The sequence below is a fragment of the Streptomyces sp. NPDC091271 genome (genome assembly GCF_044757505.1).
Taxonomy (GTDB): Bacteria; Actinomycetota; Actinomycetes; order Streptomycetales; family Streptomycetaceae; genus Streptomyces.
Genome location: NZ_JBIVVD010000005.1, coordinates 626,309 through 648,427, shown reverse-complemented (window position 1 = coordinate 648,427; position 22,119 = coordinate 626,309). Strand labels below are relative to the sequence as shown.

18 protein-coding genes are annotated in these 22,119 nt (G+C 71.2%); 7 read left to right on the top strand and 11 right to left on the bottom strand.

What is annotated here, in order from left to right; all coding sequences use genetic code 11:
* Positions 1-36: 36 nt before the first annotated feature.
* From ACIQM3_RS24040 to ACIQM3_RS24030, 3 genes are all read right to left on the bottom strand, one after another.
* Complete coding sequence (locus ACIQM3_RS24040) at positions 37-2,151, bottom strand: alpha-galactosidase (protein ID WP_401627400.1); 2,115 nt, start codon at positions 2,149-2,151, stop codon at positions 37-39.
* Positions 2,148-3,167: a hydroxyacid dehydrogenase gene (locus ACIQM3_RS24035; protein WP_401627398.1), complete on the bottom strand. Its 1,020-nt coding sequence runs from the start codon at positions 3,165-3,167 to the stop codon at positions 2,148-2,150. Before ACIQM3_RS24035 ends, ACIQM3_RS24040 begins: the two co-directional genes overlap by 4 nt.
* A gap of 380 nt (positions 3,168-3,547) precedes the next feature.
* Positions 3,548-5,134 (bottom strand): glycoside hydrolase family 43 protein, encoded by a 1,587-nt coding sequence (locus ACIQM3_RS24030; RefSeq protein ID WP_401627396.1) that lies wholly within the window; start codon positions 5,132-5,134, stop codon positions 3,548-3,550.
* Positions 5,135-5,356: 222 nt separating this feature from the next.
* Between ACIQM3_RS24030 and ACIQM3_RS24025 the strand changes: the two genes are divergently transcribed.
* From ACIQM3_RS24025 to ACIQM3_RS24015, 3 genes are all read left to right on the top strand, one after another.
* Entirely contained in the window at positions 5,357-6,412 is a 1,056-nt protein-coding gene (locus ACIQM3_RS24025; protein WP_401627394.1) for a LacI family DNA-binding transcriptional regulator, read from the top strand.
* Positions 6,413-6,523: 111 nt separating this feature from the next.
* On the top strand, positions 6,524-7,891 hold the full coding sequence (locus tag ACIQM3_RS24020) for a cytochrome P450 (protein ID WP_401627392.1): 1,368 nt from the start codon (positions 6,524-6,526) through the stop codon (positions 7,889-7,891).
* A gap of 96 nt (positions 7,892-7,987) precedes the next feature.
* Positions 7,988-9,880 carry an ABC transporter ATP-binding protein gene (locus tag ACIQM3_RS24015; RefSeq protein WP_401627390.1) on the top strand — a complete coding sequence of 631 codons (1,893 nt, stop codon included), beginning with the start codon at positions 7,988-7,990 and terminating at the stop codon, positions 9,878-9,880.
* Positions 9,881-9,944: 64 nt separating this feature from the next.
* Here ACIQM3_RS24015 and ACIQM3_RS24010 read toward each other — a convergent pair whose 3' ends face one another.
* Positions 9,945-10,313, bottom strand: a complete 369-nt coding sequence (locus ACIQM3_RS24010) for a VOC family protein (protein ID WP_401627389.1) — start codon at positions 10,311-10,313, stop codon at positions 9,945-9,947.
* Positions 10,314-10,481: 168 nt separating this feature from the next.
* Here ACIQM3_RS24010 and ACIQM3_RS24005 point away from each other — a divergent pair, with 168 nt between their 5' ends.
* The 4 genes from ACIQM3_RS24005 to ACIQM3_RS23990 all read left to right on the top strand — a co-directional run bounded on the left by ACIQM3_RS24005 (position 10,482) and on the right by ACIQM3_RS23990 (position 13,777).
* Complete coding sequence (locus ACIQM3_RS24005; RefSeq protein ID WP_401627387.1) at positions 10,482-10,949, top strand: DUF4334 domain-containing protein; 468 nt, start codon at positions 10,482-10,484, stop codon at positions 10,947-10,949.
* Positions 10,950-10,992: 43 nt separating this feature from the next.
* Positions 10,993-12,087: a zinc-binding dehydrogenase gene (locus ACIQM3_RS24000; protein ID WP_401627385.1), complete on the top strand. Its 1,095-nt coding sequence runs from the start codon at positions 10,993-10,995 to the stop codon at positions 12,085-12,087.
* Between the two features lie 21 nt (positions 12,088-12,108).
* Positions 12,109-12,504 carry a DinB family protein gene (locus tag ACIQM3_RS23995; RefSeq protein ID WP_401627452.1) on the top strand — a complete coding sequence of 132 codons (396 nt, stop codon included), beginning with the start codon at positions 12,109-12,111 and terminating at the stop codon, positions 12,502-12,504.
* Between the two features lie 76 nt (positions 12,505-12,580).
* A complete protein-coding gene (locus tag ACIQM3_RS23990) occupies positions 12,581-13,777 on the top strand; it encodes a low temperature requirement protein A (RefSeq protein ID WP_401627384.1) in 1,197 nt (398 codons plus the stop codon).
* Here ACIQM3_RS23990 and ACIQM3_RS23985 read toward each other — a convergent pair.
* From ACIQM3_RS23985 to ACIQM3_RS23955, 7 genes are all read right to left on the bottom strand, one after another.
* Complete coding sequence (locus ACIQM3_RS23985) at positions 13,770-15,101, bottom strand: FtsX-like permease family protein (RefSeq protein WP_401627383.1); 1,332 nt, start codon at positions 15,099-15,101, stop codon at positions 13,770-13,772. The two genes, ACIQM3_RS23990 and ACIQM3_RS23985, sit on opposite strands and share 8 nt — an antisense overlap.
* A complete protein-coding gene (locus ACIQM3_RS23980; RefSeq protein WP_401627381.1) occupies positions 15,091-15,837 on the bottom strand; it encodes an ABC transporter ATP-binding protein in 747 nt (248 codons plus the stop codon). Before ACIQM3_RS23980 ends, ACIQM3_RS23985 begins: the two co-directional genes overlap by 11 nt.
* Entirely contained in the window at positions 15,834-16,403 is a 570-nt protein-coding gene (locus ACIQM3_RS23975; RefSeq protein ID WP_401627379.1) for a PadR family transcriptional regulator, read from the bottom strand. Before ACIQM3_RS23975 ends, ACIQM3_RS23980 begins: the two co-directional genes overlap by 4 nt.
* A 124-nt stretch (positions 16,404-16,527) precedes the next feature.
* Positions 16,528-17,511 (bottom strand): ABC transporter substrate-binding protein, encoded by a 984-nt coding sequence (locus ACIQM3_RS23970; RefSeq protein WP_401627377.1) that lies wholly within the window; start codon positions 17,509-17,511, stop codon positions 16,528-16,530.
* Between the two features lies 1 nt (position 17,512).
* Positions 17,513-19,495, bottom strand: a complete 1,983-nt coding sequence (locus ACIQM3_RS23965; protein WP_401627375.1) for an ABC transporter permease — start codon at positions 19,493-19,495, stop codon at positions 17,513-17,515.
* Complete coding sequence (locus tag ACIQM3_RS23960) at positions 19,495-20,547, bottom strand: glycine betaine/L-proline ABC transporter ATP-binding protein (protein ID WP_401627373.1); 1,053 nt, start codon at positions 20,545-20,547, stop codon at positions 19,495-19,497. The genes ACIQM3_RS23965 and ACIQM3_RS23960 overlap by 1 nt, the downstream gene beginning before the upstream one ends.
* Positions 20,544-22,115: a GMC family oxidoreductase gene (locus tag ACIQM3_RS23955; RefSeq protein WP_401627372.1), complete on the bottom strand. Its 1,572-nt coding sequence runs from the start codon at positions 22,113-22,115 to the stop codon at positions 20,544-20,546. Before ACIQM3_RS23955 ends, ACIQM3_RS23960 begins: the two co-directional genes overlap by 4 nt.
* Positions 22,116-22,119: the final 4 nt, after the last annotated feature.

Below are 22,119 nucleotides of genomic sequence, written 5' to 3'. Positions count from 1 at the left end.
GCCTGTTCCCCTGTCCCCTGCCACCGGTGTGTGCGCTCACGATAGTGGAGCTCCGCCCTTGGTCAGCCGCAGCAGCTGGGCGGACGGAACGCCCGGCAGGGTCACCCCGAGGCGGCCTCTCGCGACGTCGAGGACGGCGTCGCCGCCCGTGTCCGCCGGGTAGAGCCGCTCCACCCCTGTGGTCCCGGCCGGCACGGGCAGCTCACGGGTGTGTTCCTCGCCTCCCCTGCGCCAGACGGCCAGCAGCGTCACCGTACCGGTGTCGAGGGCCAGGGCGAGCCAGTCGTCGCGCCAGCCCGGCAGGCCGAGCGGCCAGGAGGGCACCGCGTGGGCGAGTGAGCCCCGATAGGTGCGGTAGACGGCCACGGCTTCGGCCACCAGGGCGAGTCGATGCGCATCGAGCTTGTCGAGCCGGCCGCTGAGGTGGATCCGGCCGAGGAGCGCGGAGACCATGGTGAACGCGACCTCGTCGTCGCTCCACTCCGCTTCCGGGTATGCCCAGACGGCGCCCTGCTCGGGGGGCACGGCGGCGGGTGCGGCAGCGGCGATGGCCGCGATGAGGAGAAAGTCCTGCTGGTCGGTGAGCGACTGGACGGGGACGGTGGCGAGGGTGGCGTGGTCGATGCGCATGCCTCCCGCGGCACAGCCTTCCACGACCAGTCCCGGGTGACGGTCCATCACACCGCGGAGCCAGCGCAGATAGGCCCGGTTGTGCTCCAGGAGGCCGTGGCCCGGGTCGTGCGGAGCACTGTCCGTGCCGGCACCGATGTCGATGTTGTAGTCGAACTTGAGATAGCCGAGGCCGAAGTCCTCGACGAGCCGGTCCACGGCGGCGTCGAGGTGGGCGACGGCCGCCGGGTGGCGCAGGTCGAGCTGATGGCGGCCCCACTCGGTGACCCGCCGGCCGTCCCGGCGGAAGAACGCCTCGTCGGGAAGGGTGGCGACGACGCTGCTGCGTACGCCGACGACCTCGGGTTCCAGCCACAGGCCGGGGATCATGCCCGCCGCTCTGACGGCGTCGGTCACTTCGGCGAGTCCGCCGGGAAAGCGGGACCGCGAGGGTTCCCAGGCGCCGACCGAGTCCCACCAGCCGGGCACGCCGCCCGCTCCGGGGCCGGCGTGCTCCTCGTCGTACCAACCTGCGTCGACGCAGAAGTACTCGGCGCCCGCCTCGGCGGCGGCCGCGATCAGCGGGAGCAGTTCTCCGGTCGTCGGGTCGCCGAGAAGGCAGTTCATGAAGTCGTTGAACACGACGGGCAGCGCGACGTTGTCCGGATGCGGCCGGCGGGTGGCCCTGCGGTGCCGGGTCAGGGCTGCGAGCGCAGCGTCCCGGTCGGCGGCGAGCGCGACGGTGGCCGGGACGGTGGTGAAGCTCTCGCCGGGGGCCAGGCGGACGGCCCACTGGTGTTCGCGGTGAGCGGGTCCGGACAGGAGCAGGTACAACTCGTCGTATCTGTCGGCGAGTTCGGCGTGCCAGGAGCCGTTGTGCTCGATCTGCCAGGCCAGGGTGGCCCCGGGGCCGGAGAGCCAGCCCATGGGGAGCTTCTGGGCGGAGGGCCAGGATCCGGTGCTGGTGAGAGCGACGCGGTTCTTGGTGCCGGTCTGCCCGTAGCGGGTCATGCCGGTGTCGATGAGGCCCGCCTCGGCGAGCGGTTCGCCGCGCCAGCGGTACTCACCGCTCCACGGGTTGTCCGCCGTCCACGACTCGATGTCCCGCTCCCATCGCGACGCGCCGAGCACGGCACCGAGCCCGGAGAGGACCAGGGTGCTGACGCTCTCGACGCGTACGTCCTGCTCGCCGGCGGTGACCTCGGCCCAGGCGGTCAGGACGGGCAGATCGTCCGACTCCGGGAGCCGGTAGTGCACTGCGGTCCGCAGCCCGGACACGGGGTCGGCCATGTGCACGGTCAGCCGTCGGCTGGTCGAGGCGTGGCCGGTGTACCGCATCCTGCGGGAGACCGCGCCGTCGACGTGGCGGGTGCCGGACGTGCCGGCGCGGCCGTGGCCGGCCAGTTCGATCTCGACGAGCGGGAGGGCGGCCCGGCCCGTGGTGGTGCCGTTCACGCCGGTGAGCCGCACAGGGCCGTCCGGGTCGGTCGAGAAGTGGAGGGTGAGGGCGGCGTTGCCCCAGGTGGCGGGCATCGGGTTCATGCGGCACGCTCCAGCGCTGTGCGGTCGATCTGGTGGGAGAGCGGCAGCCCGTGCAGCAGGCGTTCGAGCTCTTCCGCCACGCTCAGGCCGAGCCGGGCGAGTTCGTTGCCCTGGGATCCGGCGAGGTGGGGGGTCAGGAAGGCGTTCGGGAGGTCGAAGAGCGGGGACGAGGCGGGGAGCGGCTCGGGCTCGGTGACGTCGAGTACGGCGCTGATGCGGCCCGAGATCAGCTCCGGGACCAGCGCTTCGGTGTCGACGAGGCTGCCGCGTGCGGTGTTGACGAGGACGGCGCCGTCGGGCATCAGCCCGAGCTCGCGACGGCCGATGAGGTGCCTGGTCTCGGGGGTCGCGGGGGCGTGCACGGAGACGATGTCGCTGCGGCCCAGCAGCGTGTCCAGGCTCATGCGCGTCACCCCCAGCGCGGCCGCTTCCGCATCGTCCACGTACGGGTCGGCGAGACCGACCCGGAAGTCGAACGGGCGGAGCAGCTCGATGAGCCTACGACCGATCCTGGAGGCTCCGACAATGCCGATGCGTCGGCCGAAGTTGCCGATGCCCGGAACGATTTCGGCCAGGGTGAAGGTCCGTGCGGCGCGGTAGCGCTCCCTGGCGGCGAACAGGTCCTTGCCGGCCAGCATGATCACGCCGAGGGTGTATTCGGCGACGGGCAGGGCGTTGGCGTCGGCAGCGGACGAGACGATGACGCCGCGCTCCCAGCAGTCCGTGCCGATCAGTCCCTTCACCGATCCGGCGGAATGCAGCACGGCACGCAGCCGCGGTGCAGCCGCCAGGACGGTGGCGTCCACGGGCGGGCTGCCCCAGCCGGTGATGAGCACCTCGGCCTCGGCCAGTGCGGCACGCACAGCGGCGTTGTCCGGGCGGTTGTCGAACGTCTCCGCGACCAGGGCGGGGTCGATGTCCACCGACGCGCGGATGCGCCGCAGCACATCGGGCGGGAAGACCAAAGGCGGGTTCTCTGCACTCATGGCGAACAACGCCAGGGGACGCTCAGGCAAGGGGAAATGGCCTCCGGCTCGTACGTGTGGCCGCGCTCCGGGATCTCGAGGATTCCGGGGGGTCCCAGGGGACCTCGCGTGGGTACGCTCGTGGATACGGCGTAGCAACCGGTCTCTACGCTAGGCATCGATTCATCGAGGGTCAATGGCCGTGTCGGCAAAACCCCTGTGCAAGCGGGGGGTTGTACGTCCTTTGGATCAGCCCACGGCAGGTAGCTACCGGTTTCACACCTGAGCAGGATTGGGTCGGCACGCGACTCACGGCGGGAGGGTGGTGCCGGACGGTGCGGCCGTGCAACCCGGGCGCCCGGGCGGGCCGCGGGCCAGGAGGCCTGCGCCTGTTGCACGGCAGCACCCTCTTCGTGGCCGCGGACCGGGCGTCAGAGGCTGCGGAGCTCGAAGCGGTCGAAGTCGGCGGTGGTTCCGGTACCCGACAGGTCATGGGCGCACAGGCCGACGAACGCACCGGTGAACCGCAGCAGGCTGCCGTAGTCGTCGGAGAGTCTGCTCGCGTCCAGTACCGGGCCGACGTCCAGCCAGTCCCTGCCGTCTGGCGATGCGGAGAAGCGCAGTGCCGCTCCGGTGATCCGGGCCCGCAGATGCATCACCGGCCAGTCGTCCACGGCCAGTTCGCTCTCGGTGAGTTCCTCGTAGACGCCGTCGTCGGTGAGAACGATTCCGAGGACCCGGCCACGGTCTTCGTCGTGCGTGACGCGCAGGTAGTAGTGGGTACTGGTGTCGTACCAGCAGATGAGGCCGGCGAACTGGGAGAAGTGGGCCGGCGCGTAGTCGAGGACGACTGTGGCCATGCTGTCGGCCGAGCGCAGGCGCTGGGCCACGAGACTCTGGCCGAAGCGGGAGTGGGGGCTCCGGCCGCCACGCAGCCGCAGCCACCCCGGCCGTTCCGTGAGGCTGAGCCAGGAGGGGTCGGCCGGGGTCCGGAGTGTGCTCCAGCGCCGGGTGTCGAGAACCGGGCCGTCGAAGTCGTCGGTGCCGGACAGGGCCTGGGCGGGGCCGGGGCGGGCACTCGAAGGCGCGACGACGTCCACCTGGGGCAGGTGACCTCCGTGGGCCAGGCGCAGCCAGCCGTCCTCGGTCCACACGACCCGCTGGAGGCACGTCTCCCGGCCCAGCGTGCAGCGCGGCCCCTCGGGCGTCGCCACCGGCCTGGACGCCAGGTGGGCGAGGTACCACTCCCCCTCCGGGGTCCGGACGAGTTCCCCGTGGCCGGCCTTCTGCAACGGGTGGTCCGGATCGTTCCGGGTGGTCAGCAGGGAGCCGGCCGGATCAACTTCGTACGGCCCGGCCAATGTCCGGGAGCGGGCCATCAGGATGCCGTGGTTCCAGCCGGTGCCTCCCTCGGCGAGCATCAGGTAGTACCAGCCGTCGCGCCGGTAGAGGTTCGGCCCCTCGATGAGGGTGTCCTGCCGCAGGACGGTCCTGGCCCGGCCCGTCAGGGCGCGCGCCGTGTGGTCGTACTCCTGGAGCACGATGCCGGCGAAGGAGTTGTGGCCCGCGCGGTGGTCCCACTCCATGCTGACCAGCCACTTGCGGCCGTCGTCGTCGTGGAAGAGGGAGGCGTCGAAGCCGGAGGAGTTGAGGTAGACGGGCTCCGACCACGGTCCCTGGATGGACGGTGCCGTGATGAGGTAGTTGTCGACGTCCTTGTAGGGGCTGGCGACGGTGCGGACGATGCTGTGGACCAGCCAGAACTGGCCGTCGTGGTAGGAGAGCGAGGGCGCCCAGACTCCCGCGGAGTCGGCCACCCCGCGCAGATCGAGCAGGTCGGGGCTGTCCAGGATGTGGCCGATCGGCTCCCAGTCGACGAGATCGGCCGAACGGTGCACCGGGACACCGGGGAACCATTCGAAGGTGGACGTGGCGAGGTAGTAGTGGTCCCCGGCCAGCACGATGCTGGGGTCCGGGTGGAAACCGGTCAGCACCGGATTGTGTATATGCCCTGCCATCGCTCTGGGCCTTCCGCTCGCTCGATGTGTCCCGGCCACCGGGCGTCCGGCTGCCGTCCCCGCACCGCGGCCGCCGCCGGGCTTCCGCGCAGCGCGGGACCGCCCTAATGTAGAAACCGGTTTCGGTCCGGTCAACGCCGCTGTGGCAGCCCGGCCCGATGCGAAACTTTTCGACGGAGTCCGGCCCGTCCTGGGCCGTGGGCAGGACGGAGAGCACCCGCGATGAGACCCTCCGGCGGCATCACCGGTGGCAGCGCGAGCGGCCCCACCCTCGCGGTCGTGGCCCGGGAGGCCTGCGTGTCCGTGCCCACCGCGTCCAAGGTGGTCAACGGCCGGGAGGACGTCGCACCGGACACCCGCCGCAGGGTGACCGAGGCGTTGGACCGTCTCGGTTACGTACGCCGCATCCGCTTCGACGCAGGCCGCCGTCCCGCCCTGGTGGACCTGATGGTGCATTCCCTGGACAGTTCCTGGTCGGGGGCGGTGCTGCACGGCGCCGAGGCCGCCGCGCACGAGGTGGGGTGGGACGTAGTGGTGTCGGCGGGGCTCACACGGTCCGCCGCCGGCCGCCCGGAGCGGGGCACCCTCGACCGTATCGGCACCCGGGGCTCCTCCGGGGTGCTGTTCAACCTGGCCGATCTGACCGACTCCCAGTACGCATGGCTTGATCAACGCGGGATCCCCTTCGTCATGATCGACCCTGTGCTGGAGCCCCCGCCGGGGGTGTACACCGTGGGCGCGGAGAATCTACGGGGCGGCCTGGCCGCGACCGGGCACCTGCTGGCCCTCGGTCACGAGCGGATCGCCGTCATCGGCGGCTACCGCCGCAAGCGGTGCAGCAGCGCCCGCGTCGCCGGCCACCACGCCGCCCTGGCCGCTGCGGGGATTCCGCGGAGGCCCGAGTACGTACGTTACGGACACTTCGCGGCGTCCGGTGCCCGCAGCGCGATGCTGGAACTGCTCGACCTGACGGTGCCGCCCACCGCGGTCTTCGTGTGCTCGGACGCCATGGCGCTCGGCGTCTACGCGGCGGTGGCGGAGCGCGGGCTGCGGGTCCCCCAGGACATCAGCGTCGTCGGCTTCGACGACCTGCCCGAGGCGCGGTGGGCCTCCCCCGCCCTGACGACCGTGCGCCAGCCACTTTCCGCCATGGGAGCGGCCGGGTTGCGGCTGCTCGTACGCCTCGTCGAGGGAGAGGCTCCGACGAACGCACGCATTGAACTGCCGACCGAACTGGTCGTGCGGCGGAGTACGGCACCGCCACCTCCGGTCGGCTGACGCACCGACTTCAATTGAACTCGTAGGCCACATACCTTTGATGACGTCCCATCAGCTGTTTGCTCGCCACTCAGATGCCGTGGCGGCGCCCCCAAGTGAGCGGAGTCCTTCATGTCCACGGAAACCGGCGCGGCCCTCGACGCCGAGCCGCGCGGTCACCGGCTCGTTCAGGGGCCGAGGGGCCTCCCCCTGCTGGGAAGCCTGCCGCAGTTCGGCAAGGACCCCCTGGCCTTCTTCGAGCGGCTGCGAGGGTACGGGGACATGGTCCGCTGGCGCTTCGGTGGCAACGACTGCGTTTTCATCGCCGATCCCGAGTGCATCGGGGAGCTGCTCACCGAGACGGAACGCACCTTCGACCAGCCGCTGTTGGGCATCGCCTTCCGAACGGTCATGGGCAACGGCGTCGTCGTCGCGCGCGGCACCGACTGGCGGCGCAAGCGGTCGCTCGTGCAGCCCTCGGTGCGGCCCAAGCAGGTGAAGTCGTACGCCTCCACGATGACGGCGTGCGCGGTGGAGCTGGCCGGCACCTGGTCGGGCGGTGAACGCGTGGACATCAAGCGGGAGATGGCGGCCCTGACGCAGAAGATCGCCGTGCGCACCATCTTCGGGGTGGACACACCGGCCGACGCGGAGTCGATGGGGCGCGCGATGGACATCGCCCAGCAGGAGATCGGCAAGGAGTTCAGCGGCCTCGGCGCCGTCCTGCCCGACTGGGTGCCCACACCCGGGCGGGCCAGGATCAGGAAGGCCGCGGCGGTGATCGACGCGGAGGTCGGACGCGTGGTGGCCCGCCATCGCGACGGGGACGGGGAACGCCCCGACCTGCTGAGCAGGCTGCTCACAGCGGTGGACGAGAGCGGGACGCACCTCTCCGACCAGGAGATCCGCGACGAGACCGTCACGCTCTACATCGGTGGTCACGAGACGACCAGTTCCACGCTGGTGTGGGCCTGGTACCTCCTCTCCCGCACCCCGCACGCCCTGGCGGCGCTCACCGAGGAGCTGGACCGGGTCCTCGGCGACCGGGAGCCGGGCATCGACGACTACGCACAACTGCCGTACGCCCAGGCCGTGGTGAAGGAGACCCTTCGGCTGTATCCGACGATCTGGCTGGTCACCGGGATCGCCAAGGAGGGGGCCCGGATCGGGGGCATACCGATGCCGGAGGGCACGCGGGTGTGGAGCAGCCAGTGGGTCACGCACCGGGACGAGCGGTGGTTCCCCGAGCCCGAGGCGTTCCGCCCGGAGCGCTGGGACGCGGAGGACGGGGACGACATCCCGGAGTACGCCTGGTATCCGTTCGGCGGCGGCCCCCGGGTCTGCCTCGGTACGCGCTTCGCGATGGTCGAGGCGGTGCTGATCCTCGCCGTCCTGGCGCGCCGGTTCCGGCTGGAGGTGGACCCGGGCACCGTCAACCCCGTGCCGACGCTGACGCTGCAGCCCGACCGGGAGATCATGGCGACCGTACGGGAACGCTGAGCGCGCCGACGGGTGAAGCACTCCGGGAACGCTTGACCTCAACTTTACTTGCGGTCCTAGCGTGCTGTGCGTACCGACCTACTCCGGAGGCACCGCATGGACATGGAAGTCACCGCATGGCATTCGCTGCACAGCACGCTGAACGCGGAGAAGGACCGCAGACCCTTCTCCAGGGCCACGCTGCGCCGCATCGCGGCGTTCGCCCGGCCGCACCGGGGCAGGATCCTCCGCTTCCTGCTGGTCAGTGTGGTCACCGCTCTGCTGGCGGTGGCCACCCCGGTGCTGGCGGGGCGGGTCGTGAACGCGATCGTGCAGGGCAAGGACGATGGGACGGTCACCCGGCTCGCCCTGCTGATCGCCGTGATCGCTGTGGTCGAGGCGGGGCTCGGGCTCCTCATCCGGTGGCTGTCGGCGACCCTCGGCGAAGGGCTGATCCTCGATCTGCGTACCGCCGTCTTCGACCACGTCCAGCGGATGCCCGTCGCCTTCTTCACGCGCACCAGGACCGGTGCGCTGGTCAGCCGGCTCAACAACGACGTGATCGGCGCCCAGCGGGCGTTCAGCAACACTCTTTCCGGTGTCGTCTCCAACCTCGTCACGCTGCTGCTGACCCTGGCCGTGATGCTCACGATCTCCTGGCAGATCACGCTGCTCGCCCTGGTACTGCTGCCGGTGTTCGTCGTGCCCGCCCGCCGGATGGGTTCCCGCATGGCCGGTCTCCAGCGGGAGGCCGCCGGCCACAACGCCACCATGGGCACCCAGATGACCGAGCGATTCTCGGCACCGGGCGCGACGCTCATCAAGCTGTTCGGGCGCCCCGCCGACGAGTCCGCCGAATTCGCCGCCCGCGCGGGCCGGGTGCGTGACATCGGTGTCCGTACGGCGATGCTGCAGTCCACCTTCATCACGGCGCTCACCCTCGTGTCGGCGCTGGCCCTCGCGCTGGTCTACGGACTCGGCGGCTACTACGCGCTGCGGGGCAGCCTGGAGCCCGGGGCGGTCGTCGCGCTGGCCCTGCTCCTCACCCGGCTCTACGCACCACTGACGGCGCTGGCGGGGGCCCGGGTCGAGGTGATGAGCGCCCTCGTCAGCTTCGAGCGGGTCTTCGAGATCCTCGACCTGAAGCCGCTGATCGCCGAGAAGCCCGATGCCCGCCGGGTGCCGGACGGGCCGGTCTCCGTGGAGTTCGACGGGGTCTCCTTCGGCTACCCCACCGCCGACAAGGTGTCCCTCGCCTCGCTCGAAGAGGTCGCCACACTCGACACAGGGGGCGGCGCACAGGTGCTGCACGACGTCTCCTTCACGGCCGAGCCGGGCAGGATGATCGCGCTCGTGGGCTCGTCCGGAGCCGGGAAGTCGACGATCGCGCAGCTCCTCCCCCGTCTGTACGACGCCGACGCGGGCGCCGTGCGGCTGAACGGGGTGGACGTACGCGACCTGACGGCCGATTCGATCCGGGAGACGCTCGGCATGGTCACCCAGGACGGGCACCTCTTCCACGAGTCGGTGCGCGCCAATCTGCTGCTCGCCCGGCCGGAGGCCACCGAGGAGGAGATCTGGGACGCGCTGCGCCGCTCCCGCCTGGACGGCCTGGTGGCGTCGCTGCCCGAGGGACTGGACACCGTGGTCGGCGAGCGTGGCTACCGCCTCTCCGGCGGCGAACGCCAGCGGCTCACCATCGCCCGGCTGCTGCTGGCCCGTCAGCGGGTCGTGATCCTCGACGAGGCGACCGCGCACCTGGACTCCACCTCGGAGGCGGCCGTCCAGGAGGCACTGGCCGAGGCCCTGGAGGGACGAACGGCCGTGGTCATCGCCCACCGGCTGTCGACGGTGCGGGCGGCGGATCTGATCCTGGTCGTCGAGGACGGCCGGGTCGTCGAGCGGGGCACTCACGAGGAACTGCTGGCCGCCGAAGGACGGTACGAGGAGCTGCACCGCACACAGTTCGAGCGCCCGGGGGCGGAGAAAGCGGCCCCGCCCGTGCGTTGACCGGTTCGCGCCCCGGGGCCCACGTCCGTGCCGTCGGGTACGGACGTGGGCCCCTCGTCGTACGTCAGGTGCCGGCCGGTGGCTGGTGAAGGCCGAAAGGAGAGCCCTGGTCGTCGTGACACAGCTGGAAACGGCCGAAGCGTGCGATCGTCTCCTCGTCACCGCCGACATCGATCTCGTCGGTGACCGTGCCGCCGAGCTCGCGCACGAGGGCGACGGCCGTCCGCATGTCGTCGACCCGGAAGAAGACGTACGGCCCTGCTCCGGGGTCCCCTCCGTGCACACCGCCGGGGGCACCGGGCGTGCTGATCGCGAAGCCGCCGCCTTCTGCCGTCCCGGGCTCGAACGTCCAGCCGAACAGCCCGGCGTAGAAGGTCCGGGCCCGCTCGGGTTCGGCGACGCCCAGTTCGAAGAACGAGATCTCTCCGGCCATGTCGGCTCCCGTATCCGTGGAACACTGCCCGCCTCCCACGGTACGGCGGCTGCGGGGTGACGGCACGCGGTCGAAGCGGTGACCGAGCCGTTCCGCCCGCCCTCTGGCCCAGGACGTAACACTGATACATACTACGGATTCTTGTTTCACAACGACAGGAGGGAAGCCATGGACATCGACGAGGCCCGGACCCTGTTCGCCGCCCTGCGCGCCAAGGACTCCGCCGTCCCGGCCGAGGAACTCGACGCCGTCTGGGCCGCATTGCCGGCTGTCCGTGTCGAGGAGATCCTCGGCGAGTGGAAGGGCGGCGAGTTCGAGACCGGACATCCGCTCAACGGGATGCTGCAGAAAGCCGGTTGGTACGGCAAGACGTTCCTCTCCGCCGGAGACGCGAAGCCCCTCATGATGCGAGGGGAGGACGGCCGGCTCTACAGCGACACCGAACTGGGCAAGGGGGAGGCGAGCCTGTGGATGGTCGAGTTCCGGGGTGAGCCGACGGCAACCATGGTCTACGACGGTCAACCGGTGTTCGACCACTTCAAGGCGGTCGACGACCGCACCTTGATGGGCGTGATGAACCGCAAGGGCGTCGGCCCGGACGGCCCCTTCTACTACTTCTTCCTCGACCGCGTCTGAGCGCGGGGCCGAGGTGCCCGGCCGATGGGGACGGAGCTGATTCGTGAGAGCCGCAGTGGTGGACGCGCTGGGCAGTGGATTCGCCCTCCAGGACGTCGACATCGCCGAGCCCATGGGCCGCGAGGTGCTGGTGGAGGTGAGGGCGTCCGGTCTCTGCCACACCGACCTCACCGTCGCCACCCACGCCTTCGGTGACTTTCCTCCGCCCGTCGTCCTGGGGCACGAGCTCGCCGGTGTCGTCGTCGCAGTCGGCCCGGACGCCGGGACGTTCGTGGCCGGGGACCACGTCGTGGGCTGCCTGGTCCAGTGGTGCGGCCACTGCCCGGCATGCCTCGGCGGCAGGGTGTACCAGTGCGGCAGCCCCGGGGCGACGCAGCGCGATCCCCTGCGTGAGGGGCCGCGGCTCAGCCGCGCCGGCCGTCCCCTCACGCAGGGGATGGGGCTGGGCGGCTTCGCGGAGCGGGCCCTCGTCCACGAGAACCAGCTGACCGCCGTACCCCGTCGGCTGCCCTTCGCCCAGGCCGCCCTCCTGGGGTGCGGGGTGCTGACCGGCGCGGGGTCGGTCCTCAACGGGGCGCGCGTCGCGGCAGGCGAGACCGTTGCGGTCATCGGCGCCGGGGGCGTCGGACTCAACGCGGTGGGCGCGGCGCGGATCGCCGGGGCCTCCCGCATCGTCGCGGTCGACGTGCAGGACGGCAAACTCCGGCGTGCGCTCGCCTTCGGCGCCACGGATGCCGTCAACTCAGCCACCACGGACGCCGTCGCGGCCGTCCGCGAGCTGACCGGCGGGGGCGTGCAGCACGCCTTCGACATCGTAGGCGCGGGAGCGACGACTGAACTGGCGCTGCGCATGACGGCCCTCGGCGGCGGTGTGTACGTCGTGGGCCTGGCGGCGGGCGGAGGTGACCTGAAGCTGTCGCTCCCCCGGCTGCTGCTGCAACAGAAGCGGATGCAGGGCCTGATCATGGGATCGGGGAACCCCCGGCGTGACATCCCCCGTTACGCGGACCTCTATCTGAGGGGGCGCCTGAACCTCGACGACCTCGTCTCCCGGCGGATCGCCCTCGACGAGGTCGACGCCGGATACGCCGCCCTGAAGGACCCTGATGTGGCACGGATCGTCATCACGTCCTTCTGATCGAGCACCAGGACCCGGTGGCTGTGCGGGCCCGAAACACACTCGGGCGGTGCCGGGGGGAGTACGACGATCGCGCACTGCCCGGGCCGGCAGCCACAGGACCGGGCCGAGGTCGCCTGGCCCGGTGACGCCGGGAGAACCATCAGCCGGCTGCGTGAGCTCCGGAAGGAGTGGCTGGTCGTACTGGAGGGCCTCGACGACACGGAGCTTGACGCCGTTGCCCCGCTCCGGTGGGCGGACGACCCCGAGCACACAGGTGCCCACACGGTGGCGTGGGTGAACACCGAGCTGATGAAGAACGCGGCTGAGATCGCCGGATCCGGCTCATGCGCGCCCTGTCCACCGGCTGAGCTGTCATCGGCCCCGGTCGCACGGCACCGCCTGTCGGCGTTGCGTGCTTCTGCGGACGGCTCGTAACGTGACCGTTGACCGCGGAGCCGATCGTTCCGGGCGCGGCCCGCACTGCCCCTCCCACCGCTGAAACCGGGTACGCATGAGTCAGTCACACTCCCCCTTCGGCGCATGGATCCGGCCGATGACCGCCCGCCACACCGGGGAGGAACACCGCTCGGCGACCATGCTCGAGCTCTTCTTCGACCTGTGCTTCGTCGCCGCGGTCGCCCAGGCGGCGGCCGCCTTCGAGCACGAACTCGCCGAAGGCCACATCGGACACGGGGTCCTCGGCTACGCCATGGTGTTCTTCGCCATCTGGTGGGCGTGGATGAACTTCACCTGGTTCGCCTCCGCGTACGACACCGACGACGTCCCGTACCGGCTGCTGACGCTGGTCCAGATCGCCGGTGCCCTCGTCATGGCCGCCGGTGCGGCCGAGGCCCTCCAGCACGAGGACTTCACCGTCATCACCTGGGGTTACGTGATCATGCGGCTGGCCATGGTCACCCAATGGCTGCGCGCCGCCCGCTCCGACCCCGAAAGGCGGCGCTCCTGCCTGCGTTACGCGATCGGCATCCTGATCGTGCAGGTCGGCTGGGTCGCCCGCCTGGCCCTGCCGGAGGACTGGGGTCTGCCGACGTTCGCCGTCCTGGTCCTGGCCGAGATCGCCGTCCCCGTCTGGGCCGAGAGCGCGGCCATGACCACCTGGCACCCTCACCACATCGCCGAGCGGTACGGCCTGTTCACGCTCATCGTCCTCGGCGAGACCATGACGGCAGCCACCGCGGCCGTCCGTACGGCCCTCGACGAGGAGACCGCGCTCGGCGACATCGCGACCCTCGTCGTCGGAGGCGTACTCACCGTGTTCGCCCTGTGGTGGCTCTACTTCTCGCAGAACGCCCCGCGACGGCTCACCGGCCTCAAGGCGGCGCTCCTGTGGGGCTACGGCCACTACCTCGTCTTCGCCTCGGCTGCCGCGGTCGGCGCCGGACTGGCGGTCAACGTCGCCCACTCCACCGGTCACGGCCACCTCTCCGACCACGCCGCCGCGGCCACGTTCACCATCCCCGTGGCCGTCTTCGTCACCCTGGTGTGGCTGCTGCACCACCGGGCGGAGGAGCTCCGCAGCCGGAACGACCTCATCCACCCGGTGGCCGCCCTCGCCGTGCTGGCCATGACGTTCACCCATGTCCCGGTCCTCGCCACCGGCCTCCTGGCCGCCGCGCTGGTCGCCGCGACGCTGGTGGTGGCGGCGCGAGCGGGCGGCGGGGCGGATCTCTCCAAAGCCGCTACGTGAACCGGAGTTCGGCCGGATGCGACACGCGCCGCAGGAGCGGCAGAGATGTCGCCGCGGCCAGCAGGCAGGCCGCGTAGACCGCCACAGGGACAAGGAGCGGGAGCAGAGGAACGGGCCCGCCCACGAGCATGGCGTACGACAGATACACCACCGTCCCCCCGGTGCCCGCGAGCAGAAGCGCGGGCGCCAGAGGGAGCGCGGTCTCCAGGAGCGCCGCTCGGGCCAGGACCCCGTGGGGCACCCCGGCGGCGGCCTGTGCCGCCAGGCCCCTGCGGCGGGTGGCCAGCGACTCGGCGGTGCCCACGGCGAGGCCGCAGAGGCTGATCGCCAGGGCGACCAGGACGGCCGCGCCGGCGAGGTCGATGCCGGTGGTGTAGAAGGCCAGGTTCCTCGGCTGGTAGCCGACCTCCCCCAGCGCCTCCAGCAGCACCCCGCGGACCCCCACGAAGCCCACGCCGACGACCGTGACCAGCAGCAGCGCGGCGTGGGTGCGCGCGGCCGCCCACGGGTCGTGGGCGAGGCGGCTCGCGGCGATGAGCACCGCCGGGCTCTTCGCACGGAGGGTGAGCCTGCGGCCCATGAATGCTGCGAACGCTCCGGTCACCCAGATCGCGCCCGCCCCGGTGAGGAGCACCAGGCCGAGAACCAGCAGCACGAACGGCTTCACGCCCCGGCCGGCCGAGGACAGATGCAGGAGTGCCGCCGCCGCGAACAGCCCGACCGCGAGCAGGGAGGCGAGGGCCGCCCGGCGCCCCCGGTCCGGGCCCGTCCTGCGCACATGGTCGAGGGGCGAAGCGACCACGTGACGCAGCGCGAAGACGCTTACCAGCGCGGCGACCACCGGAACGGCGAGGACAACCACCACGAAGCCCGCCCACGCCACCGGAGGCGGGGTGTGGCCCGCTACGGCGAGGAGCACGGCGAAGGCGGCGAACCCGGCCATGGAGCCCGCCAGACATACGAACGCGGATTCCGCCGCGGCGATCCTCCGCACCTGTGCTGGGGTTGCCCCGGCGAGCCGCATCCCGGCCATCCGCCGATGACGGTGCACGGCGCCGACGCGCGAGCACTGCCCGAGGAAGCCGAGCACCGGGGCCAGCAGAAGCACGAGCGCGAACACCACCCCTGCGCGCTGACCGGGCTGGTCGAACAGCCCATGGGCGTACGGGATCGAGACCTGCCCCTGCACGGCGGCGATCGTCGCCGCCGCCAGGGCGAAGCCCGTGGCCGTCAGGGCGCCCAGAAGGGTGAGCGAGATCCTCCACCACTCGCGGCGCTCCGAGCCGCGCGCGAGGATCCATGCGATACGGATGTCATCCTTCACGGCGAGCAGCCTCCCGAGCGAGGACATCGGCCGCGCCGGAGTGGACGGCCCCGTCCCGCAACCACACCTCGCGGTCCGAGTAGGCCGCGATCTGGGCGTCGTGGGTGATCAGCAGCACTGCCGTACCCGCCTCCCTCGCGGTGTGCACCAGCGCGGTCATCACCTGTTCCCCGGCGAGCGAGTCGAGAGCCCCGGTCGGCTCGTCCGCGAAGGCCACCCTGGGTGCGGTGACCAAGGCGCGTGCCAGTGCGACCCGTTGGCTCTGCCCGCCGCTCATTTCGCCGGGACGCAGGTCGGCCTGCCCCCGCACGCCGAATCGCTCCAGCCACTCCCCTGCCTTCTGACGCGCCGGGCCGCGGCGTGTCCCCGCGAGCAGCAGCGGCAGCGCCACGTTGTCGAGCGCGGTGAGCTCGGGGATCAGCTGCCCGAACTGGAACACCACCCCGAAGTCGCGGCGCCGCAGTTCACCGAGCCGCGCCTCGGACGACCGGTCGAGCTGTTCGCCCCCGTAGTCGACGACCCCTTCGTCGGGGCGGACGATCCCGGCGAGGCAGTGCAGCAGAGTGGACTTCCCGCTGCCGCTCGTGCCGGTGACTGCCAGGATCTCGCCCTCGTGGAGGTCGAGGGAGGCGCCCCGCAGCGCCTCCGTCTTCCCGTACGACTTCCGCAGACCGCGCGCCGAGATCAGCACGCCCGTCCTCGATAAGGGCTGTTCGTCACGTGCGTTCGTGTTCATGTTCCGTTGACCTCCGCGGTCAATGTGTCGATGCGGGCCGCGGTGGTGGTCATCCACCGCACGTCGGCGTCGAGATGGACAAGGGCGTAGTCGGCCGAGAGCACCGTGCTGAGATCGGCGCCCGGCGCGGTCTTGAGTGCGGTGAGCTCACGCATGCGCTCCATGTGGGCGGCGCGCTGGGCCCTCAGATGCGCTGCGGCGTCGGGCTTCCGTCCGTCCTGGCCCGGCTGCGCGGGGACCGCCGCGACGAGGATCGAGACCACGACCTTCGCGAAGATCTCATTCGTCACGAAGGGCGCGGGGGCGGTGATCTCCTCGGCCCAGCGCTCCAGTTCACGTGCTCCCTCACCGGTGGACCGGTAGAGGGTGCGTTCCGGGCCGCCGTCGGAATCGGTGCCGTCGACCGCGGCCAGGCCGTCACGTACCAGGCGTTGCAGCGTCGTGTAGACCTGCCCGTACGCGAGCGGGCGGGCCTGCGGGAAGCGGGCGTCGTACTGCCGCTTCAGGTCGTAGCCGTGGCAGGGCCCGGCCGCGAGCAGGCCCAGGAGGACGTGACGGGTACTCATGTGCGGACTATATCCTCAGTACATGTACTGAGTGAATAGCTAGGCCGAGGTCCCCGGACGCGCGTCAGCCGCCGCGGAGGGTGTCGCGGCGGCTGACGGGGCCGGAAGGAGTCCTGGGCTCAGGTCACCGGTCCAGCCACTTCTTCCAGGTGTCCGGGTGCTTCTCGATCCAGCGGGTTGCCGCCTCGTCGGGTGTCAGGCGTTCGGAGGCGATCAGCTCGGAGACCTCGTTCTGGTCCTTCTCCGACCACGTGAACTTCTTCAGGAAGGCGGCGGCTTCCCCGCCCCGCTTCGAGAAGTCCGCGTTGAGGTACTTCTGGAGCGGGGTCGTCGGGTACGCGCAGTCGATGTCCGCCGGGTCCTTGGCCGCGCAGGCGTCGGAGTACGCGGGGAGCTTCACCTCGACCATCGGCACCTCGTTGAACAGCCACTGCGGCTGGTACCAGTAGCTGAGGAAGGGCTTCTTCTCCTTGGCGAACTGCTGCATCTGGGTGATCTGCGCGGCCTCGGAGCCGGCGAAGACGACCTTGTAGTCCAGGCCGAGGTTCTTCACCAGCGCCTTGTCGTTGGTGACGTAGGACGGCGAACCGTCCATCAGCTGGCCCTTGTCACCGCTCTCCGCGGTGCGCAGCTCGTCGGCGTACTTGTCGAGGTTCTTCCAGTTCGTGACGTCAGGGTGCTCGTCCGCCCAGTACTTGGGGACGTACCAGCCGATGTGGCCCGTGACTCCGAGGTCGCCGCCGGACACGATGGTCTTCTTGTCCTTGACGTACAGCTGCTCCTGGTCGGGGTGGCCCCAGTCCTCCAGGATGGCGTCCACCCGGCCCTGGCTGAGGGCGTCCCAGGCGGGCACCTCGTCGGTCTGGACGAGGTCGACGCGGTAGCCGAGCTTGTCCTCGAGGATCTTCTGCGCGACGGCGACGTTGGCCTGTGCGCCGACCCAGGACTGGACGGAGAGGGTGACGGTCTTGATGTCCGCGGGCGCAGCGAACGGCGAGGCCTGCTTGGTCATGTCCGCCGCTCCGCAGCCGGTGACGGCCAGCAGCGCGCCGGCCGAGGCGACGATCGCGGACGTGCGGAGGCGGGAGCGGGTACGGGTGCGAGCCATCTCAGCTCTCCTTCCGCTGGCGGCGGGCGGTGGGCTGGGTGACACGGTCCAGCATCAGCCCCAGGCAGACGATGGCGGCGCCCGCGACGAGGCCGGTGGCCAGGTCGCCCTGGGCGAGGCCGAACACGACCTCGTAACCGAGTGCGCCAGAGCCGACGAGACCGCCGATGATGACGACCGCGAGGACCAGGACGACGCCCTGGTTGACGGCCAGCAGCAGTGCGGGCCTGGCCAGGGGGATCTGGACCTGGCGCAGCTGCTGGCCGCTGGTGGCGCCGAGCGAGCGGGCGCACTCCATCGCGGCGGGGTCGACGCCCCGCAGTCCCTGGGTGGTGATGCGGACCACGGCGGGGAGCGCGTAGACGACCGCCGCCGCGGCGGCGGGGGCGCGGCCGACGCCGAAGAGGGCGACGACCGGGATGAGGTAGACGAACTGCGGCATCGTCTGGAAGACGTCCAGGACGGGGCGCAGCAGACGTTCGAGGCGCCTGCTGCGCGCGGCGCCGACGGCGATGCCGAAGCCCAGGACCAGGGTGACGGCGACGGCGGCGATGACCTGGCTGAGCGTGTCCATCGACAGGTCCCATACGCCGAGGACACCGATGGCGGCCATGGCCAGCACGGCGGTGAGCGCGGTCCGCCAGGTGCCGATGGTCCAGGCGAGGGCGGCGACGATCAGCAGCACGCCCCACCAGGGCAGGCCCTGCAGTCCGCTGCGGAGCGGGTTGAGGATCCAGTTGGTGAAGTGCGCCGCCCAGTCGGCTGTTCCTCCGATGACGGGGATGCCGGTGTAGAGGTGGTCGACCATCCAGTCCTTGGCCGCGTTGACCGGTTGCGCGATGGCGACGATGCCGCCCTCGGGCCAGATGCGGCCTCCGGTGAAGCGGCCCACGAGGGCTACGGCAGCGGCGATCAGGGCGGCGAGCCCCCAGCCGCGTACCCCACGCAGTGCCTGGGGACCGGTGGGTTCCGTACCGATCTTCCGGCCGGCCGCCTCGGTGGTGCGGTCCAGCACGACGGCCAGCAGCACGATGGGGATGCCCGCGGCGAGCGCGGCGCCGACGTCGACGGAGGAGAGCGCCTGGTAGACGCGGTCGCCGAGACCGCCGGCGCCGATCACGGAGGCGATGACGGCCATGGACAGCGCCATCATGATGGTCTGGTTGAGGCCCAGGAGCAGTTCCTTGCGGGCCAGCGGCAGCCGCGCGCTGAGCAGGCGCTGCCTGCCGGTCGCGCCGAGCGAGGCGACGGCCTCCATGACGCCCGCGTCGGCGCCGCGCAGTCCGAGTGCGGTGAGCCGGGCCATCGGCGGAGCCGCGTAGACGACGGTCGCGAGGACCGCGCCCGGCACGCCGATGCCGAAGACCAGCACGACGGGAAGCAGATAGGCGAAGGCGGGCAACACCTGCATGGTGTCCAGGACGGGGCGCAGGACACGGAACGTACGGTCCGAGAGGCCGGCGGCGAGTCCGAGGAGCAGTCCCAGCACCACGGAGGTGAGGACCGCGACGGTCATCAGGGCGAGGGTCTGCATGGTCGGCACCCACATGCCGAGCAGCCCGCAGACGAGGAAGGAGAGCCCGGCGGTCAGCGCGAGGCGCCATCCCGCCGTACGCCAGGCGACGAGCGCGGCGACGGCGGTGACACCGGCCCAGCCGAGGGCGAGCAGCGCCAGGTAGACCCCGCGCACCGACAGGACGACGGCGTTGCTGATGTGGCCGAAGAAGTAGAGGAACAGCGGGTGGCTGTCGCGGTTGCCGATGATCCAGTCGTTGACATCGCCGAGCGGTCCGCTCAGGTCGACGGTGAGGGCGCCGGGCCAGACCCCGCCGCCCCAGCGGGCGTGCGCGAAGGGTACGGCGACGGCGGCGATCACCAACAGCAGAAGGATCTTTCCGAGAGCCGGCCGGGCGCGCAGGGCGGCGAGGGGGCCGGTACCCGGGGGTCCGGACGCGGTACGGGCGGTGGCTTGGGCGGTGGCCATCAGACTGCCACCTCGCGGGGCTCCGAACCCGCGACTACGTCGAGCAGGCACGCGTGGTCGACGACACCGAGCAGCTTGCCGCCCTCCATCACCCGCGCGACCGGGTCGCCGGAGCGGGCGACGGCCTCGATGGCCTCGGAGACGGTGGCGCCGGGCCGGACGGCGGGGCCGTTGTCGCCCTCGCCGGGGGTCGGCGGGCGCATGGCTGTGGCGACGGTGAGTACCTGTTCGCGGGGGACGTCCCGGACGAACTCGCGTACGTAGTCGTCGGCGGGCGAGCCGACGATCTCCTCGGGGGTGCCGAGCTGGACGATGCCGCCGTCACGCATCAGCGCGATGCGGGTCCCCAGCCGGAGCGCCTCGCTGAGGTCGTGGGTGATGAAGACCATCGTGCGGCCCTCCTCGCGGTGCAGCCGGACGACCTCGTCCTGCATCTCGCGCCGGATCAGCGGGTCGAGCGCGCTGAACGGTTCGTCGAAGAGGAGGACGGACGGGTCGACGGCGAGTGCGCGGGCGAGGCCGACGCGCTGCTGCTGACCGCCGGAGAGCTGGGCGGGGCGGCGGTCCTCGAGACCGGCGAGGCCTACCTTCTCCACCAGTTCGGCGGCCTTGGCCCGGCGTTCGGCCTTGCCGAGGCCCTGGATCTCCAGGCCGTAGGCGACGTTGTCGAGGACGGTTCGGTGCGGCAGCAGCCCGAAGTGCTGGAAGACCATCGCGGCGCGGTGGCGGCGCAGTTCACGCAGCCGGGCGGTGTCCATGGCCAGGACGTCCTCGCCGTCGATGGCGAGGGTGCCGCTGGTGGGCTCGATGAGCCGGGTCAGACAGCGTACGAGGGTGGACTTGCCGGAGCCCGACAGGCCCATGACGACGAAGACTTCGCCCTTCTGGACGTCGAAGGAGACGTCACGCACAGCGGCGGTGCAGCCGGTGCGCTCGCGCAGTTCGGCGGGGGGCAGAGCGGCGTACTCGCTGCCGGGGATGCGGTCGGCCTTGGGGCCGAAGACCTTCCAGAGGTCCTTGACACTGAACACAGGAGTGCTGGCTTCGGTCATCGGACATCGCCTCCGTCGGTCGGGGTCGCTCGGAGCAGTTCGGCGCACTTCTCGCCCACCATCAGGACGCCGATCATGGGGTTCACCGCGGGCATGGTCGGGAAGACGGACGCGTCGGCGATCCGGATGCCCTCGAGGCCCTGGATCCGCAGCTGGGGGTCGACGACTGCCGCCGGGTCGCCCTCGGCTCCGATCCGGCAGGTGCCGGCCGGGTGGTAGACGGTGTGCGCGACCTTGCGGGCGTACTCGCTGATGTCCTCGTCGGACGTGACCTCGGGCCCCGGGCACACCTCGCGCTTGAGCCAGTGGGCCAGCGGTTCGGTCTTCGCTATCGCGCGGGCGAGCTTGATGCCGTCGACCAGGGTGCGGCCGTCGTAGTCGTCCTCGTCGGTGAAGTAACGGAAGTCCAGGGCCGGCTTGACCTCGGGATCGGCGCTCGTGAGGTAGAGGCGGCCGCGGCTGCGCGGCTTGGGGATGTTCGGGGTCATCGACACGCCGTGCTCGGGCTTCTCGTAGCCGAGGCGCTCCGGATTGTCGGTGAAGGGGATCTGGTAGAAGTGGAACATCAGGTCGGGGCCCCGGGATCCGGGGTCGCGCCGTACGAAGAGGCCCGCGTCGGAGTCCATGGCGGAGTTCTCCGGGATGGGCCCGTCGGTCTCCCAGACGATGACCGACTCGGGGTGGTCGAGCAGGTTCTCGCCGACGCCCGGTGCGTCGTGGAGGACCGGGATTCCGAGCTCGGCGAGGTCCTTCGCCGGGCCGATTCCGGAGTGCATCAGCAGCCGGGGCGTGTCCACCGCGCCCGCGCAGACGATGACTTCACGGGCGGCGCGCAGCAGCATCTCCTCGCCGTCCTTGGTGCGTACGTGCACCCCGGTGGCCCGGTTGCCGTCGAACTCCAGGCGGTACGCCCATGTCTCCAGCAGGATCGAGAGGTTGGGGCGGTCGCCGGCCTCGATGTGCGGGTGGAGGTAGGCGACGGACGCGGAGGAGCGCTTGTTGTTCTCCGGGTGGTAGGCCAGGTCGAAGAAGCCGGCGCCCTCGTGGAAGGGCTTCTTGTTGAAGCCGTCCACGCGCGGGACGTCGGCCGCCGCCTGGGCGGCGTCGACGAAGTCGCGGGCGATGGCGTTCCGGTCCTTCTCGTCGACGGGCACGATGTTGTTGCGCAGCCGGGCGAAGTAGGGGTCCATCGCGGCGGCGTCCCAGCCGTCGGCGCCGGCCTCGGCCCATTCGTCCCAGTCCCCGGGCAGCGGCTTGAAGCTGATCAGTGTGTTGTGCGAGGAGCAGCCGCCGAGGACGCGGGCGCGGCTGTGCCGGATGTGGGAGTTGCCGCGGGGCTGTTCGGTGGTGGGGTAGTCGTAGTCGAGGTCGCCGCCAAGGAGGCCGAGCCAGCGGCGGAGGGTGAGGACGTCCTCGCGGTCGATGTCGGTGGGGCCGCCCTCGATGACGGTGACGGTGACATCGGGGTCCTCGGTGAGGCGGGAGGCTATGACCGAGCCGGCGGTGCCGCCTCCCACGATCACGTAGTCGACGGGTTCGGGGCGTGCGGTGCTGGGGGACGGTGGCATCGGT

What these genes read in the sequence shown, in the direction of transcription:
- ACIQM3_RS24020 (WP_401627392.1), top strand. Translation starts at nt 6,524, where the DNA reads ATGTCCACGGAAACCGGCGCGGCCCTCGACGCCGAGCCGCGCGGTCAC.
- ACIQM3_RS24015 (WP_401627390.1), top strand. Translation starts at nt 7,988, where the DNA reads ATGGACATGGAAGTCACCGCATGGCATTCGCTGCACAGCACGCTGAAC.
- ACIQM3_RS23980 (WP_401627381.1), bottom strand. Translation starts at nt 15,837, where the DNA reads ATGAACACGAACGCACGTGACGAACAGCCCTTATCGAGGACGGGCGTG.
- ACIQM3_RS23960 (WP_401627373.1), bottom strand. Translation starts at nt 20,547, where the DNA reads ATGACCGAAGCCAGCACTCCTGTGTTCAGTGTCAAGGACCTCTGGAAG.
- ACIQM3_RS23970 (WP_401627377.1), bottom strand. Translation starts at nt 17,511, where the DNA reads ATGGCTCGCACCCGTACCCGCTCCCGCCTCCGCACGTCCGCGATCGTC.
- ACIQM3_RS23955 (WP_401627372.1), bottom strand. Translation starts at nt 22,115, where the DNA reads ATGCCACCGTCCCCCAGCACCGCACGCCCCGAACCCGTCGACTACGTG.
- ACIQM3_RS24010 (WP_401627389.1), bottom strand. Translation starts at nt 10,313, where the DNA reads ATGGCCGGAGAGATCTCGTTCTTCGAACTGGGCGTCGCCGAACCCGAG.
- ACIQM3_RS23990 (WP_401627384.1), top strand. Translation starts at nt 12,581, where the DNA reads ATGAGTCAGTCACACTCCCCCTTCGGCGCATGGATCCGGCCGATGACC.
- ACIQM3_RS24005 (WP_401627387.1), top strand. Translation starts at nt 10,482, where the DNA reads ATGGACATCGACGAGGCCCGGACCCTGTTCGCCGCCCTGCGCGCCAAG.
- ACIQM3_RS24040 (WP_401627400.1), bottom strand. Translation starts at nt 2,151, where the DNA reads ATGAACCCGATGCCCGCCACCTGGGGCAACGCCGCCCTCACCCTCCAC.
- ACIQM3_RS23965 (WP_401627375.1), bottom strand. Translation starts at nt 19,495, where the DNA reads ATGGCCACCGCCCAAGCCACCGCCCGTACCGCGTCCGGACCCCCGGGT.
- ACIQM3_RS23975 (WP_401627379.1), bottom strand. Translation starts at nt 16,403, where the DNA reads ATGAGTACCCGTCACGTCCTCCTGGGCCTGCTCGCGGCCGGGCCCTGC.
- ACIQM3_RS24030 (WP_401627396.1), bottom strand. Translation starts at nt 5,134, where the DNA reads ATGGCAGGGCATATACACAATCCGGTGCTGACCGGTTTCCACCCGGAC.
- ACIQM3_RS24025 (WP_401627394.1), top strand. Translation starts at nt 5,357, where the DNA reads ATGAGACCCTCCGGCGGCATCACCGGTGGCAGCGCGAGCGGCCCCACC.